9 protein-coding genes are annotated in these 14,402 nt (G+C 43.9%); 7 read left to right on the top strand and 2 right to left on the bottom strand.

The genetic code is table 11. The features are described 5' to 3' along the window. The first annotated feature begins 4 nt into the window (after positions 1-4). The 5 genes from leuC (at position 5) to K1M91_RS08390 (ending at position 4,286) form a co-directional block, all read left to right on the top strand. Complete coding sequence (gene leuC, locus K1M91_RS08410) at positions 5-1,408, top strand: 3-isopropylmalate dehydratase large subunit (protein ID WP_232801298.1); 1,404 nt, start codon at positions 5-7, stop codon at positions 1,406-1,408. Between the two features lie 36 nt (positions 1,409-1,444). Continuing rightward, positions 1,445-2,059 (top strand): 3-isopropylmalate dehydratase small subunit, encoded by a 615-nt coding sequence (gene leuD / locus K1M91_RS08405; RefSeq protein WP_232801297.1) that lies wholly within the window; start codon positions 1,445-1,447, stop codon positions 2,057-2,059. A gap of 109 nt (positions 2,060-2,168) precedes the next feature. Next, positions 2,169-3,716: an alpha-isopropylmalate synthase regulatory domain-containing protein gene (locus tag K1M91_RS08400; RefSeq protein WP_232801296.1), complete on the top strand. Its 1,548-nt coding sequence runs from the start codon at positions 2,169-2,171 to the stop codon at positions 3,714-3,716. Positions 3,717-3,781: 65 nt separating this feature from the next. Beyond that, positions 3,782-3,985 carry a DUF3283 family protein gene (locus K1M91_RS08395; protein WP_232801295.1) on the top strand — a complete coding sequence of 68 codons (204 nt, stop codon included), beginning with the start codon at positions 3,782-3,784 and terminating at the stop codon, positions 3,983-3,985. Between the two features lie 28 nt (positions 3,986-4,013). Further along, entirely contained in the window at positions 4,014-4,286 is a 273-nt protein-coding gene (locus K1M91_RS08390; protein ID WP_232801294.1) for a hypothetical protein, read from the top strand. Between the two features lie 5 nt (positions 4,287-4,291). On the opposite strand, the gene K1M91_RS08385 is transcribed toward K1M91_RS08390, so the two are convergent. Further along, the gene (locus tag K1M91_RS08385; protein WP_232801293.1) at positions 4,292-4,825 is read right to left on the bottom strand and encodes a hypothetical protein; all 534 of its coding nucleotides are present in this window, start codon (positions 4,823-4,825) and stop codon (positions 4,292-4,294) included. Between the two features lie 246 nt (positions 4,826-5,071). Between K1M91_RS08385 and K1M91_RS08380 the strand changes: the two genes are divergently transcribed. Then, the gene (locus tag K1M91_RS08380; protein WP_232801292.1) at positions 5,072-9,223 is read left to right on the top strand and encodes a hypothetical protein; all 4,152 of its coding nucleotides are present in this window, start codon (positions 5,072-5,074) and stop codon (positions 9,221-9,223) included. 262 nt (positions 9,224-9,485) lie between these two features. Here the strand turns inward: K1M91_RS08380 and K1M91_RS08375 are convergent, their stop codons facing one another. Beyond that, positions 9,486-10,220 carry a M48 family metallopeptidase gene (locus K1M91_RS08375; protein ID WP_232801291.1) on the bottom strand — a complete coding sequence of 245 codons (735 nt, stop codon included), beginning with the start codon at positions 10,218-10,220 and terminating at the stop codon, positions 9,486-9,488. Positions 10,221-10,464: 244 nt separating this feature from the next. Here K1M91_RS08375 and K1M91_RS08370 point away from each other — a divergent pair, with 244 nt between their 5' ends. Further along, on the top strand, positions 10,465-13,914 hold the full coding sequence (locus tag K1M91_RS08370; protein WP_232801290.1) for an acyl-[ACP]--phospholipid O-acyltransferase: 3,450 nt from the start codon (positions 10,465-10,467) through the stop codon (positions 13,912-13,914). Positions 13,915-14,402 lie beyond the last annotated feature (488 nt).

The raw sequence follows: 14,402 nt of genomic DNA, 5'->3' as shown, positions 1-14,402 counted from the left end.
AGCAATGAATAAAACGATGTATGAAAAGATATGGGACAGTCATTTAGTTCACGAGCCAGAAGGCGGCACGCCTCTGCTATACGTTGACAGACAGCTCATGCACGAAGTAACCAGCCCACAAGCCTTTGAAGGCATGAAGCTGAAGAATCGTAAAATCCGTAACCCACATAGTGTACTTGCTACTATGGATCACTGTGTGCCAACAACTAAAGCAGGCCGCGCAGTGCTAGTGGATCCAATTGCGAAAAAGCAAATTGAAACCATGGCTGCAAACTGTGAAGAGCACGGTTTAAATCTTTACGATATGGAAAACCCAAATAATGGTGTTATTCATATTGTTGTACCTGAGCATGGCTTTGTTCATCCAGGAATGGTGGCTTGTTGTGGCGATAGCCATACAGCCACTCACGGTGCGTTTGGTGCGCTGGCATTTGGTATTGGTACTTCTGAAGTTGAACACGTTATGGCGACACAAACGCTGCAACAGAAGAAATCTAAAACCATGCTAGTCAAAGTGGATGGCAAGCTAACCAAATTTGCAACCGCAAAAGATATAGCACTGGCGGTAATCGGCAAAATAGGCACAGCTGGTGGTACTGGTTATGTTATCGAGTTTGCTGGTGAAGCGGTTCGTAACCTAACCATGGAAGGGCGCATGACCCTTTGTAACATGGCGATTGAAGGTGGTGCTCGTGCAGGCTTGATCGCGCCAGATCAAACGACATTTGATTACCTTGAAGGCAAAGAGTTTGCACCTAAAGGCGATGATTGGGATGCGGCTGTTACCTACTGGAAATCTCTAGTTTCTGACGAAGGCGCAACATTTGATGCTGTGGTTGAACTTGATGCTGCTGAAATTGCACCACAAGTAACCTGGGGTACGTCACCTGAACAAGTAATTAATGTTAATGCGCCAATTCCTGGCCCAGATGACTTTGATGACAAAATCAAAAAACAAGCCGCTGAATCAGCGCTTAAATACATGGGCTTAGAAGCAGGCCAATCGTTAACAGATGTAAAATTAGACATCATCTTTATCGGTTCTTGTACCAACGGTCGTATTGAAGATTTCCGCGCCGCTGCTGAGTTGTTAAAAGGTAAAAAAGTGGCGCCAGGCATTCAAGCCATCGCGGTACCAGGCTCTTACTTAGTGAAGAATCAAGCGGAAGCCGAAGGCCTAGACAAAATTTTTGTTGAAGCTGGTTGGGAATGGCGTGAGCCAAGCTGTTCAATGTGTTTAGCGATGAATGGTGACCAATTAGCACCAGGACAACGCAGTGCGTCTACATCAAACCGTAACTTTGAAGGTCGCCAAGGTAAAGGGGGACGTACACACCTACTGTCACCTGCTATGGCCGCTGCCGCATCTGTTGCGGGTACGTTTGTTGACATCCGTGATTGGGACTAATCCTTAATCGCCTCACTAAGTTGTTTGGAGTAATAAATGCAACCATATAAAAAACACACTAGTATTGCGGCATTAATGGATCGCAGTAACGTAGACACTGACCAAATCATTCCAAAGCAATTCCTAAAAAAGGTTGAGCGTACTGGATTTGGTATCCACTTGTTTCACGATTGGCGTTTTCTGGATGACGGTATCACGCCAAATCCAGATTTTGAACTGAACAATCCTGCTTTTAAAGGCGCTAAAATTTTAGTGGCGGGTGACAACTTCGGTTGTGGTTCATCTCGTGAGCATGCGCCATGGGCAATTGAAGATTACGGTTTTAATACGGTTATCTCTACTAGCTTCGCTGATATATTTTTCAGTAACTGTTTCAAAAACGGCATCATTCCTATTAAAGTTACGCCAGCTGAGCTGGACAGCTTAATGGATGAAATTCGTGCTAATGAAGGCGTTGAGTTTACTGTCGATTTAGAAGCGGAAAAGTTAACTACCCCAGGTGGGATTGTCATCAAAATTGAAGTTGACGCATTCCGCAAGCAAAGTTTACTTGAAGGATTAGACGATATCGCCTGGTCACTCAAGCACGAAGACAAAATCACAGCTTTCGAAGAAAAGCATAAACAACAACTACCTTGGTTGTGGAAATAAGCTTCGCGCTTATGCAACCTTAGTTGATGAAGGGCGCGGCATTCGCTGCGCCTTTTTTTTACACCATTATTTTTACGTGTAACTGTTACGTGAAACAAGGAAATGCAGCATGGGACAATTAAACCGCCGTGTGCTTTTAATGGACACAACCCTTCGTGATGGTGAACAGACGCAGTCGGTGTCTTTTCCTCCAACTGAAAAAGTCAGTATAGCCAAAGCGCTGTTACAAAAGCTTAAGATTGACCGCCTTGAAGTTGCCTCGGCTCGTGTATCAGAGGGTGAAAAAGAAGCGGTTAAGAAGCTCAACGAATGGGCAACGGCTGAAGGTTTAGTTGAACGTATTGAGGTATTAGGCTTTGTTGACCATACCTTAAGTGTTGATTGGATCAAAGAGACGGGTGGACAGGTACTGAACTTGCTTGCTAAAGGCAGTTTAAAGCATTGCAGCGAGCAGCTTAAGAAATCCCTTGATCAGCATGTTGCCGATATTAAACAAACCGTTGACTATGCCTTAAGCCAAGGCTTACGGGTGAATATTTATCTCGAAGATTGGTCTAACGGTTATAAAGATAGCCCCCAGTATGTCTATGATATGGTGGCAAAGTTAGTTGACAGTGGCATTGAGCATTTCATGCTGCCTGACACTTTAGGTGTGATGTCACCTGATGAGGTATTCGATAGCCTGTCAGATATGTTAACTCGTTTCCCTGACACTAAGTTTGATTTCCATCCTCATAATGATTACGGCTTAGCCACCGCCAATGCGATGTTTGCGGTTAAAGCGGGCATTAGCTCTATTCATTGTACCGTAAACTGTTTAGGTGAGCGTGCCGGTAATGCTTCTCTTGCTGAAGTGGCGGTGGTGTTAAAAGATAAGCTGGGTTTAGAAGTGGGCATTGATGAAAGTCAAATGCATCATATTAGCCAGTTAGTGGAAAATTTTTCTGGTAAGCGAATAGCAGATAATACTCCGATTGTTGGTGCTGATGTGTTTACTCAAACCAGTGGTATTCACGCTGATGGCGATAAAAAAGGCGGCTTGTATATGTCAGCCTTAACTCCTGAACGCTTTAACCGTGAGCGCAGCTATGCGCTGGGTAAAATGAGCGGCAAAGCGTCGCTGGCGAAAAACCTAGAAGCCATGGACATTGAGCTCAGCGACGAACAGCAACGCATGCTACTCAAACGTATTGTTAAACTGGGCGATCAAAAGGCCAGTATCACACCTGAAGATTTACCGTTTTTAGTGGCTGATTTGCTCGAGCGTAAAGATTATAACCACGTTCAATTGCTTAATTGCTCGATCACCTCGGGGATGGATTTAGAGTCTGTTGTCAGTATCCGCGTGTCGGTTAATGGCAGCATTCGTAAATCAGCAGGCAGTGGTAACGGTGGCTTTGATGCCTTTATCAGTGCGATGAAACAAGTGCTGAATGAAGAAGAGCAGTTTGATTTTCCTGAATTGCTTGATTACGAGCTGCGTATTCCGCCCGGTGGGCAAACCAGTGCATTAACCGAGTGTATTGTGACATGGCGTGATGATGGTAAGGTATTACGTACTCGCGGGGTTAACACTAACCAAGTTTTGGCCGGTATTGGCGCCACGTTACGTATGATCAACATTAAGCTACACAGTAAGCACACTGCTAGCGTTTAAATGCTGGTTAGGCTGCATCACTTTCGTTAAAATCGCCTACGGGCGATTTTTTATTTGGAAATGCAATGACGACCTTTAATTTGGCTTTATTGCCAGCGGACGAGAAACAAGCCATAGAGCTAGATAAACAAGCGGCATACGATGTATGGAAAGTACGCAGTGGCCAAGAGCCAGAGTTTTATCTTGAGCAACAAAAAGCCAAGATGAGCGACCCCGAGCAGCTAAGCCGTTATCAACAAGCTGTTGATCTGTATAAGACGTTAATTTAAAGCACACCAAAATACCCCTTGAGGATCTATGAATTTAGTTGAATTAGGTGAAATGACCGACTGCGAATATGACGCAGAACATTGTTGCCAACAAAATGCTTATCCAAAATTTGATCGATTAGTGCATTGCAACATCAGTCAAGATGAGCCTGTAGATGCGTGGCAACTACACGGTATTCACTACGCTGATGAAGAAGAAGTGGCAATGGGAGAAGCAGAAGCCGTTGGTGAGATCATATACCACAGCATGATTTTAGTTAATTATTGCCCATTTTGTGGAACACAGCTCAAAATGGAGTAGGTACTTTATTTGGTTTTCACCAGCTGAATTAAGTAATCTGCTACACGGTCAATTTTTTCATTAGACAGTTGTCTGTAATCAAAGTAAGGGCAGACAATTAGTCTGCTTTTTACATCAATGGCAAATTGCTCATCAAGCCAAATTAGACCGGAGTTGATTTTACCAGCGAGGATCAATTTGTTGGCATAGGTTTTACCACTAATAATGTGTAAGGCTTGGCTCTCATGGTTTATTACTGGTGGGCTAAATAATAGTGCGGTAGCACTGCCTTGTTGCAGCAAATGTTGATCTCGGTATGCTTGCCAAGAGGGGGCGGCACAAGCAAACTTAAACCAGTCTAGATCAAGGGCATATAACAGTTTACTGTATACATTAAACACCTTGCGCCAACCGTTTCCACATTCCAAGCCAATATGTTGTATCTCACCAGTGCTTAATGGCTTTATCACATCCAAGTTTTCATAAGCCACCATAGCAGGTTTGTTTTCGATATATACTGCCAGACTAAAATTGCTGCAGCCAAAGCCCACGTTTTTCACTTTTTATACCTTCTTCGCGACTAACAATATAAGGGCTGACCCCAAAGCCTTATCTTACCCGAACAATATTCTTTTCTACACCTCTGCCTCGAATATCAGCCTCGGCTTAAAATGTGAGCCAGGCAACGTTAATGACTTATTACTCATATTTATATCGAAAACGTAACCCTAACTAAAGCTCTACAGGTTAAATAAGTTTACGATTGTTTTTTATCAATTTTATGCCTATTTAAAAAGGATTTAGAGATGCGATTAACTCGCTTGTTTCTTATATTCATCTTATGCAGTTGTTTGTTTAATCTCGCCCAAGCTGCCGATGATCCTGCCCTTTCACCAAGCTGGCAACAATGGGTAGAAGAGCGGCATCCTGAGCTTGACTGTCCCTGGTTGATGTCGGCTAGCAAACAACGAGTCTGTAGTTGGCCTGCACAATTTAAAGGTGAATTAATAAGCGAGGGGATGCGTTTTGAGATGCAAGTGGAAGTATTTTCGCGCGCGAGTGAGGTACGTTTACCAGGCAATCAATCTCATTGGCCAACACAACTCTTGGTCAATCAACAACCCGCGTTGGTTCTTGATAAGGGAGGTAAGCCCTATGTGCAATTAAGCAAAGGGCGTCACCTGATCACCGGAACGTACCTTTGGTCACGTTTGCCGACAAGCCTAGCATTACCAGATGATTTAGCTTTGCTGAATATTGTCAAAAATGATCAGCGGTTTCCCACCACCATTAACAACAACCAACTGATTTTTGCACAAAAACTGACAGGGACGGAGAGTGCTAAAGATACCTTGCGCGTAGAAGTGTATCGCATGTTAAGCGATGATGTGCCGATGGGCTTAACAACGCAGATTAAACTGTTTGTTAGTGGTAAGTCGCGTGAAGTAGAAATCGGCCAGGTCTCATGGGATAACATTAAAACGCTTCAACTCGAGTCAAACCTACCCGCTCGATTAGAAGAGAATGGCATGTTAAGGGTGCAAGTTAAGCCCGGGGTCCATGAAATAAAATTGCAAAGTCGTGTGGTTGGTAATATCACCTCATTTCAAACCAATAAGTTATCTACGGCTTGGCCTGAACATGAATACATTAGTTTCGCTAGTGATCCCCATTGGCGTGAGGTTACCCTAACCGGTGCAACAAGTGTTGATACGTCTTTAGTTGATATTCCCGCACAATGGAAAAATTTACCCACTTATCGGCTACAGGCTAATCAAGCCTTGCAACTTACTAGCAAAACATCACAGGCCAGTAAGGGACATAGCAATACCATCAATATTCGACGCGAAATTTGGCTGGCATTTAATGGTCAAGGTGCTGTGGTTAAAGACTTAGTTCGTGGCGAAATGAATCAAGGCTGGCGTCTCAATGCTGATAGTGAAATGCAGGCTGGTCGTGCGTTAGTTAATGAGCAAGCAGTGTTAATAACAGAGCTTGACGGTCAGCAAGGGGTAGAGATACGCAGTCCACAAATCAACCTTGAAGCGGTAAGTTCTCTTAACGATATTCGTCATTTTAATGCGGTGGGTTGGCAAAATGACGTGACAGATTTCAGTGCCAGCATTCATTTACCACCGGGTTGGCGAGCACTTCATGCCAGTGGTGTCGACGGTGTAGCAGGCACTTGGATCCAACAGTGGAACTTATGGGATATCTTTTGGTTGATGATTTTGGTTGCGGTAGCGAATAAGTTATTGGGCGTGAAAGGGGCTATGCTGATGGCCGTAACGTTGATATTAAGTTTTCATGAAGATAAAGCGCCCAATTTGTTGTGGGCCCTATTGTTGTTATTGATTGGTTTGGCCTCACTGCCCATCGGAAAGTACAAAGTGTGGGTGTCGCGATTTGCCTTGTTCCCTGTGTTTATTTTAGTGCTTAGCATAGTGGTATTTAGTGTGTCATCACTGCGTTTGGCGCTGTACCCCAGTTTAGAGAAGCCTGGTATTAGCCATTATGCGATGAACACCCATCTTGAGCTTGAGTCTGCAGTTGAGAATAGTTTTGATGAAATTGATCCCTTGGCCGAATTATCCCAAAAAAGTGCTAGTCCGTTGGCGATAAAAGAGCAGCAAAGTAGCAGTCAAGATTTGAAAAAGCTGCAACGCAGTGGGCGTCCTGACAGTTATGCTGGCGTTAAAGAGCTATCTCCTTATCAAGTGGGAGAAAATGATCGCGTACAAACTGGGCCAGGAGTACCGACTTGGCAATGGAATCGCTTCTATATTAATGCGACAGGTGTTGTCTTGGCCACGCAGAGCATTGATGTCATTTATTCATCCCCTTGGATGACGGCCCTATGGCGAGTGTTAAATGTCTTATTATTAAGTGCGATGGCGTTAGTGACAGTGATGAAATTAGTGCAAGTGGGCCGCTTTAAATCATCGCTAGATGCCGGCACAAAGGGGACAAGCCAGACTTCTAAAAATACCAGTTCAATGGCTTCGATAGGCTTGCTTATTGCCTTAGCAAGCACTGGCACGTTAATCAGTGAGCCAAGTCAAGCGCAAGATTTCCCACCTGAGTATTTACTGACGGAATATGAGGCAAGATTATTGGCTGCGCCAGATTGTTTACCTCATTGTGTGTCACTCGACCAAGGCCATTTAGAAATCCGTGAAGGGCAATTACGTTTGTCGTTTAATGTAGTGGCAAGTGTTGATGTAGCAATTGCGCTACCTAGCGCGGGTAATACTTGGCAAGCCGATTCCATTAGTCTTGATAATCAATCAGCTATCTTACGTAAAGACAAAGGTAACCCGTTTATCTATGTCGCAAAAGGACAACATCAGGTAGTGCTGCAAGGGCCTATTTTAAATGATCAAATTGCGATTAGTTTACCTTTAGCTATCCATAATTTTACCAGCTATACACCGGATTGGTTGGTTGATGGCATACAAGATGGCGTGGTGTTGAAAAATAACATTGGCCTGGTGTCAAAAAAAGCCATGGCCGTTGATACGAATGATAACTTGACACCATTACCAGTGAAACCTTATGCCATCGTACATCGGAAAATTAGCTTGGGGAATCAATGGCAAGTGGAAACCCAAGTTGAAAAATTATCGCCCCTGAATGAGTCGGCAACTTTCACAGTTGCTTTACTACCGGGCGAGCAAGTGTTGTCAGGTCTTGAGGTTCGTAATGATGGCGCGGTGACGATACAGATCCCTAACGGGCAAAGAACTTATGTGTGGCATTCTACTTTGCCAGCGACGCCAGTGATAAGCTTACAAGCTGGGAAAAGCAATGCATATTCTGAGCGTTGGCGTGTGATCCCATCTTCGCTCTGGCATGTTAACTTTAGTGGTATTGCAGCGGTCAAATCTGATGCTCAGGCTGAGCAGTTGCAACCACTCTGGAAGCCTTGGGCTGGTGAGCAGTTAGACATTCAGGTACAACGCCCAGAAGGCGTTAGTGGCAGTGTATTCACCACTGAAAAAGCCACATTGTTACATGTCGCAGGTAAAAATACCCAAGCCATGACCTTGAAACTAAAGGTTCGGGCCAGTCAAGGAATCGACTATAAGATAGACCTTGCAGCGGATGCCAACATTATGGCGTTAACGCATAACGGTCGAAATTTAAGTATCAATAGCCCTACCAGTGCGGTGGTGCAATTGCATCCAGGTGAGCAAGAAATTGAGGTTAAATTTCAGTTGCCTAGGGTGCTAAGTTGGGCTGAAACCAGTGCAAACATTCAACTGCCGGGCAAAGTATCCAATATTGATATCGAGTTTGAATTACCTCGTGATCGTTGGTTATTGTTTATCTCTGGGCCTGCATTAGGTGCCTCTATGCTGTATTGGGGCATGTTAGGTGTGATTGTGTTAGGTGCGCTAGCCCTCCCTGTGCTGGCCAGAAAGTTAAGCCTTACTTTACCGGTTAACACCATGGCTTGGGTTTTATTAGGGCTAGGTTTTTCAACTGTGAGTAGCTATGGCGTAGTGCCGTTTGCACTGTTGTTTTTCGCGACCGCTTATCGAAATCAATTTGTTGTGCCCAACAAGTTGGCGCAGTGGCAGTTTAACATGTTGCAAGTCGGGCTCTTGTTACTGACTTTTATTTGTTTAGTTATTTTACTGCTGGTTATCCCTGTCGGCTTATTGGCGACACCGGATATGCAAGTGGTGGGTAATGGCAGCAGCGCTTATCTGTATAAGTTTTTTCAAGACCAAGTGACATCTGGCGCGTTACCTTTAGTGCAGGTTTATAGTTTACCTATTTGGGTTTATCGTGTGCTGATGTTGCTCTGGTCGCTATGGATTGCGACACAGTTAATTAAATGGGGTAAATGGTGGTTTGTTAGCTATACCCAAGGCGGAGCATGGTTGAGCGGGGCGACTGCAGTGAAAACGGCAGAAAATACAGCAAGTATTAATCAATCAAAGGACGGCTAATGAATGAAGCTCAGCTGATACTTACCTTTAGATAAGTGAAAAAAAGTATGCTTTCGCTAATAGTTGGTTTTAGTAAGTTTCAATACAAACTGCCGAGTTAACTCGGCGGTACATTCATGGCCAGCTTGGCGATAGGGTGAATTAACTATGTTGCTTATCAAAGTTATGGCTTAGCCAGTTTCAAATGCGAGCAGATAAGAAAAAGCCGGCCATAAATGGCCGGCAAACGCTTAGATTGCAGTCTTTTGCGTTAAAACTAGCGTTACAGTTGTTTCTCTAATCGCTCTGCACGTTTAGATGGAGCGGGATGGCTTGAAGTGATGCTGTCGACATCGCCTAAACTGGCTAGCTTTCTAAAGCTGCTTACAAGGGCTTCACGCTTGTAGCCATGTTTTTTCATAAACTTAAATGAGTAATCATCTGAGCCTAGCTCGTCTGATTGAGAAAATTGCGCTTTCATGACTTCATCGGCTAAATCGACTAGCTGTGACTTGGCGAGATTACCAGCCACACCTCCTTGAGAGGCAACGCCTTTACGCGCAGCACTGGCAGCGTAAGCTTTTTGGAACTGCGTTTTAGTGTGCTGTAATTTAACGTGGCCAATTTCATGACCGATCACACCAATCAGTTCTTCATCTGTCATCATGTCCATTAAGCCAGAATAGACACGGATGCTGCCATCAGGTAGGGCAAAAGCATTTACATTCGAATCTTCATATACTTTAAAGTTCAGATTTAACCCATCTTCTTTTAAGTGTTTTTTGGTTAGTTTAGCCAAACGCTTGCTGTACTCTGAATCGGCCGGTGATACTTTGCTTTGTTCATCATAAGCCGCTGCCGATTCGCGACCTAATTCGATAATTTCCGCATCCGATAAGGTGATCGCTTTGCCAGCGTCTTTGGCTGCATCAAGGAGACCGGTATTTATTTCAAAAGCAAGGGCAGGAGCAGTGCTGATAGCTAAGCTTAATAATGAATAAGTAAATAGTTTACGCATGATGTTTCACTCATTTTAAAATTTAGCCAACATTAACAGTGATATAACACTGGTGCAATATTCATATGATAATAACTTTATATTCCCTTGCAATTAACGATGAAAAAGTAAAGCTTTGCCATTGAGTTAATCTTATCTATCAAAAACTCCTCACTATAATGTAGAATTTGTCACGTTTATTAAGCTGACGGATTAACCTATCCATGTATCATGTTGCAGATAGGAATTATATTAAGGGAACACTATGAAAAAGCTTTGGCAATATGCCGGTGCATTACCGTATTTGTTTGCTGTTTTTTTGAATTCATTTGTCGATTTAGGGCATAAAATTATCATTCAAAATACGGTATTTAAGGTATACGATGGTCAGCAGCAAATTATTTTGACCGCTATTGTCAATGCGCTGATTTTGCTTCCTTTTATATTGTTGCTTTCACCCGCGGGTTTTTTATCGGATCGCCATCCGAAAAATAAGGTGATGCGCGGGGCCGCTTGGGCCGCTGTCGCTCTGACTATCGGTATCACCGCTTGTTACTATCTCGGCTTATTTTGGCCAGCGTTTGCCATGACCTTCTTATTAGCAGTGCAATCAGCGCTTTATTCGCCGGCCAAGTTTGGTTATATCAAACCCTTATTTGGTAAAGAGCGTTTAGCGCAGGCAAACGGTATGGTACAGGCGGTGTCTATCGTTGCAATTTTATCGGGTACGTTAGTTTATTCGTTGCTGTTTGAAATTTTTTATCAGCCTGACGCCGTGACACCTGAAGCGATATTACTATTGATTGCGCCATTAGGCTGGATTCTAATCGCTAATGCTTTGATTGAGCTGGTGATGGTGTATCGATTGCCACAACTTGAAGCTGACGACCAAACCAACGATTTTGACTGGTCTGCTTATCGCACTGGCCGTTTAATGAAGCAAAGCTTAAGTCCCCTTAAAGATCGCATGGTGATCCGTTTATCTATTATTGGCCTTGCGATGTTTTGGGCGATTGGTCAAATGCTGCTAGCGGCATTTCCCGCTTATGCCAAAGCATACTTTGATGTGACCAACACTTTAGTGATCCAAGGTACTATTGCCACAACTGGGGTTGGTATTGCGTTGGGTTCATGGTTGGCTGGTCGTTGGTCAAAGTCTCATATTGAAACGGGGTTAGTTCCTATTGGCGCGGTGGGTATATCACTCGCGCTGTGGGCCTTGCCATATATGGACTCTTCTTTAACCCAAGCCATTTGCTTCCTTGTGGTGGGCACCATGGGCGGTATTTTCATTGTGCCCCTTAATGCTTTAATTCAATTTCATGCTGGCGAGCATGAAATGGGCCGTGTGTTAGCCGTTAATAACTGGGTACAAAACGTGGCTATGGCCAGCTTTTTACTGATCACGGCAGGGGCTGCGGTTTATGGTTTAGACAGCAAGTTTTTGCTTGGTTTTACTGCTGTGGTTGCTGTTATTGGTGGTGCTTATACTATCTTCAAATTGCCACAGAGTTTACTGCGTATTTTGGTTCGTTGGGTATTATCGCGCCGCTATGAAATATCAGTGCAAGGGATAAAGAATATTCCTAGTGAAGGCGGTGTGCTATTACTCGGTAACCATATTAGTTGGATTGACTGGGCGATTTTACAAATTGCTTGCCCACGACCAATTCGGTTTGTGATGCTTAAGGCAATATATCAACGCTGGTACCTAAAGTGGTTTTTTGATTTGGTGGGTTGCGTGCCTATTGAATCTGGCGCCTCAAGTGTTAAGTCGTTAAACATTATCGCAGAGTTACTGGATGCAGGTGAAGCAGTGGCTCTATTCCCAGAAGGGACCATTAGTCGCACCGGCCACTTAGCCGAGTTTAGACGTGGCTATGAGAAGGCTTGTGATGCCTGTGAAACAGAAATTAAAATCGTGCCGTTTTATTTGCGTGGTTTATGGGGCAGTCAATTTAGCCGGTCATCAGAACGATTAAAGCGCACCAGTGCTCAAGGAATGTCTCGTGATTTAATTGTGGCTTTCGGCCCTGCATTAGCCAAAGACACGCCTGTTGATGTACTAAAGCGCCGCGTGTTTGATTTATCAGTGCATTCTTGGCAGAGCCATGTGGAAACTTTACCGAGCATTGGTAGTGCTTGGGTGAGTAGTGTAAAGCGGGTTAAAAACAATGTCTCATTAACGGATAGCATCAGCGGTGATGTATCGGCATACAAAGCGTTAACAGGTGCCATCTGCATGTCAAGGCGGATGAAAAAACAAATAGTGGGACAAAACGTGGGCATTTTAATGCCCACTAGTGTCGGTGGTGTGTTGGCTAATATGGCAGCGATATTACGGGGAAAAACCTTAGTAAACTTAAACTACACTGCCAGTAGTGATGCGCTTATTGCGGGGCTTGAACAAGCCAATGTTAACACTATATATACCGCGAAACGCTTTATTAAGCAGCTAGAAAAACGTGGCATTGATTTAGCCCCTGTGCTTGAAGGTAAAGAGGTTATTTATCTTGAGGAGTTAAACCAAGGTATTAGCATGCGTGAAAAGGCGTTGACCTTATTCTCAGTACGCTTATTACCCGCTTGGTTGTTGCGATTGTTGTACTGCAAAAAGGTTAAACCTGACGCGACGGCGGCGATATTGTTTTCAAGTGGCAGTGAAGGTACACCCAAAGGGGTCATGCTAAGTCATAAGAATATTATGGCGAATCTTAAGCAGATTTCAGATGTGCTCAACACCCAGGAAAGTGACGTGGTGATGGCGTCATTGCCGTTATTCCATGCCTTTGGTTTGACGGTAACACAATTTATGCCGTTGGTTGAAGGCTTGCCTATGGTGTGTCATAGCGACCCAACAGATGCCCTTGGTATCGGTAAGGCGGTAGCCAAGCATAACGCGACTATTATGTGTGGTACATCTACATTCTTACGCATCTACAGTAAGAGTAAGAAACTTCATCCATTAATGTTTAGTTCATTACGCTTAGTGGTGGCAGGTGCTGAGCGCCTTAATCCAGAAGTCAGACAAAGCTTTGAGCTTAAATTCAATCGTCCTATTTTAGAAGGCTACGGCACCACGGAAACGACCCCTGTGGCCAGTGTGAATTTGCCTGATCAACTGGATACGCAGTGGTGGCAAGTGCAAATAGGTGGCAAAGTTGGCACTGTGGGCATGCCACTACCGGGCACTAGCTTTAAAGTGGTTGATCCGAACGATTTTACCGAGTTGCCGACCGGCGAAGCTGGCATGATCTTAATTGGTGGGGCGCAGGTAATGCAAGGCTACCTCAACAACCCTGAAAAAACGGCAGAAGTAATTAAAGAAATCGATGGTGCCCGGTGGTATGTGACGGGAGATAAAGGGCAAATAGATAAAGATGGCTTCTTAACTATCATCGATAGGTATTCTCGCTTTGCTAAGCTTGGCGGCGAGATGATCAGCTTGGGAGCGCTTGAGCAAGCGGTCGCTAAACATTTAGCCCCTGATCAGCAAATTGTCGCTGTTGCACTGAGCGATGATAAAAAAGGTGAGAAGATTGTTTTGTTATATGAAGGTGAGTTAGCCACAGACCAAGTGCGAAAAGCAATGTTAGAGGCGGGCGTTAACCCCTTGATGATCCCATCAAGTTGGATGTCGGTTGAGCAAGTGCCTAAATTAGGCTCAGGTAAAACCGACTTTAGCCAAGCTAAGGCTTTAGCAATGGCAAGTTGAGTTACGGTTTAGCTAGACTGGAAGTTCGAGCCCATCATGTTTTTTCGTGTTGGGCTTTTTATTTTGCCGTGTTGGCAGATAGCTTGAGATAGAGCAGAGATCATTCACTTCAGCTTTACTTAAGCCAATTACGAACGAATACAGGGTATTTCCCGCAACAATGCCAAAAAGCAAAGTTAAACGTTATGTTTTAGGTGGGCCTATTTATCGCATTTTTGCAGGAAAACTATACTGTTTTACTTATCCAGAACTTGGGGTAATTAGAGATAAAAATAGCGGATAAAAAAATGCAACGTTATTTTATTGGAGTAAGGGCCAATAAAATAAGCGTTGCAATTTGCGGTGTAGATGGCGCGTTAACTCTTACTAAGCTAATGACACTGCATTAACCAAACAACCGAGCTCCACTCTTTTTCTTATTATTCACGTGGGCGCATAACACAAAGATTAAATCTGACATGGATTGAAATCAATTTTCTGTTTGATAA

This window comes from Motilimonas sp. E26, from assembly GCF_021278025.1.
Classification (GTDB): domain Bacteria; phylum Pseudomonadota; class Gammaproteobacteria; order Enterobacterales; family CBDFNC01; genus Motilimonas.
The sequence above is the reverse complement of the archived record's forward strand: the minus strand, read 5'-3'. Positions and strand labels throughout refer to the sequence as shown.

Excerpts from the sequence above, each read along its gene's own strand:
- K1M91_RS08400 (WP_232801296.1), top strand. The coding sequence starts at position 2,169 with ATGGGACAATTAAACCGCCGTGTGCTTTTAATGGACACAACCCTTCGT.
- K1M91_RS08395 (WP_232801295.1), top strand. The coding sequence starts at position 3,782 with ATGACGACCTTTAATTTGGCTTTATTGCCAGCGGACGAGAAACAAGCC.
- leuC (WP_232801298.1), top strand. The coding sequence starts at position 5 with ATGAATAAAACGATGTATGAAAAGATATGGGACAGTCATTTAGTTCAC.
- K1M91_RS08380 (WP_232801292.1), top strand. The coding sequence starts at position 5,072 with ATGCGATTAACTCGCTTGTTTCTTATATTCATCTTATGCAGTTGTTTG.
- K1M91_RS08375 (WP_232801291.1), bottom strand. The coding sequence starts at position 10,220 with ATGCGTAAACTATTTACTTATTCATTATTAAGCTTAGCTATCAGCACT.
- leuD (WP_232801297.1), top strand. The coding sequence starts at position 1,445 with ATGCAACCATATAAAAAACACACTAGTATTGCGGCATTAATGGATCGC.
- K1M91_RS08370 (WP_232801290.1), top strand. The coding sequence starts at position 10,465 with ATGAAAAAGCTTTGGCAATATGCCGGTGCATTACCGTATTTGTTTGCT.
- K1M91_RS08390 (WP_232801294.1), top strand. The coding sequence starts at position 4,014 with ATGAATTTAGTTGAATTAGGTGAAATGACCGACTGCGAATATGACGCA.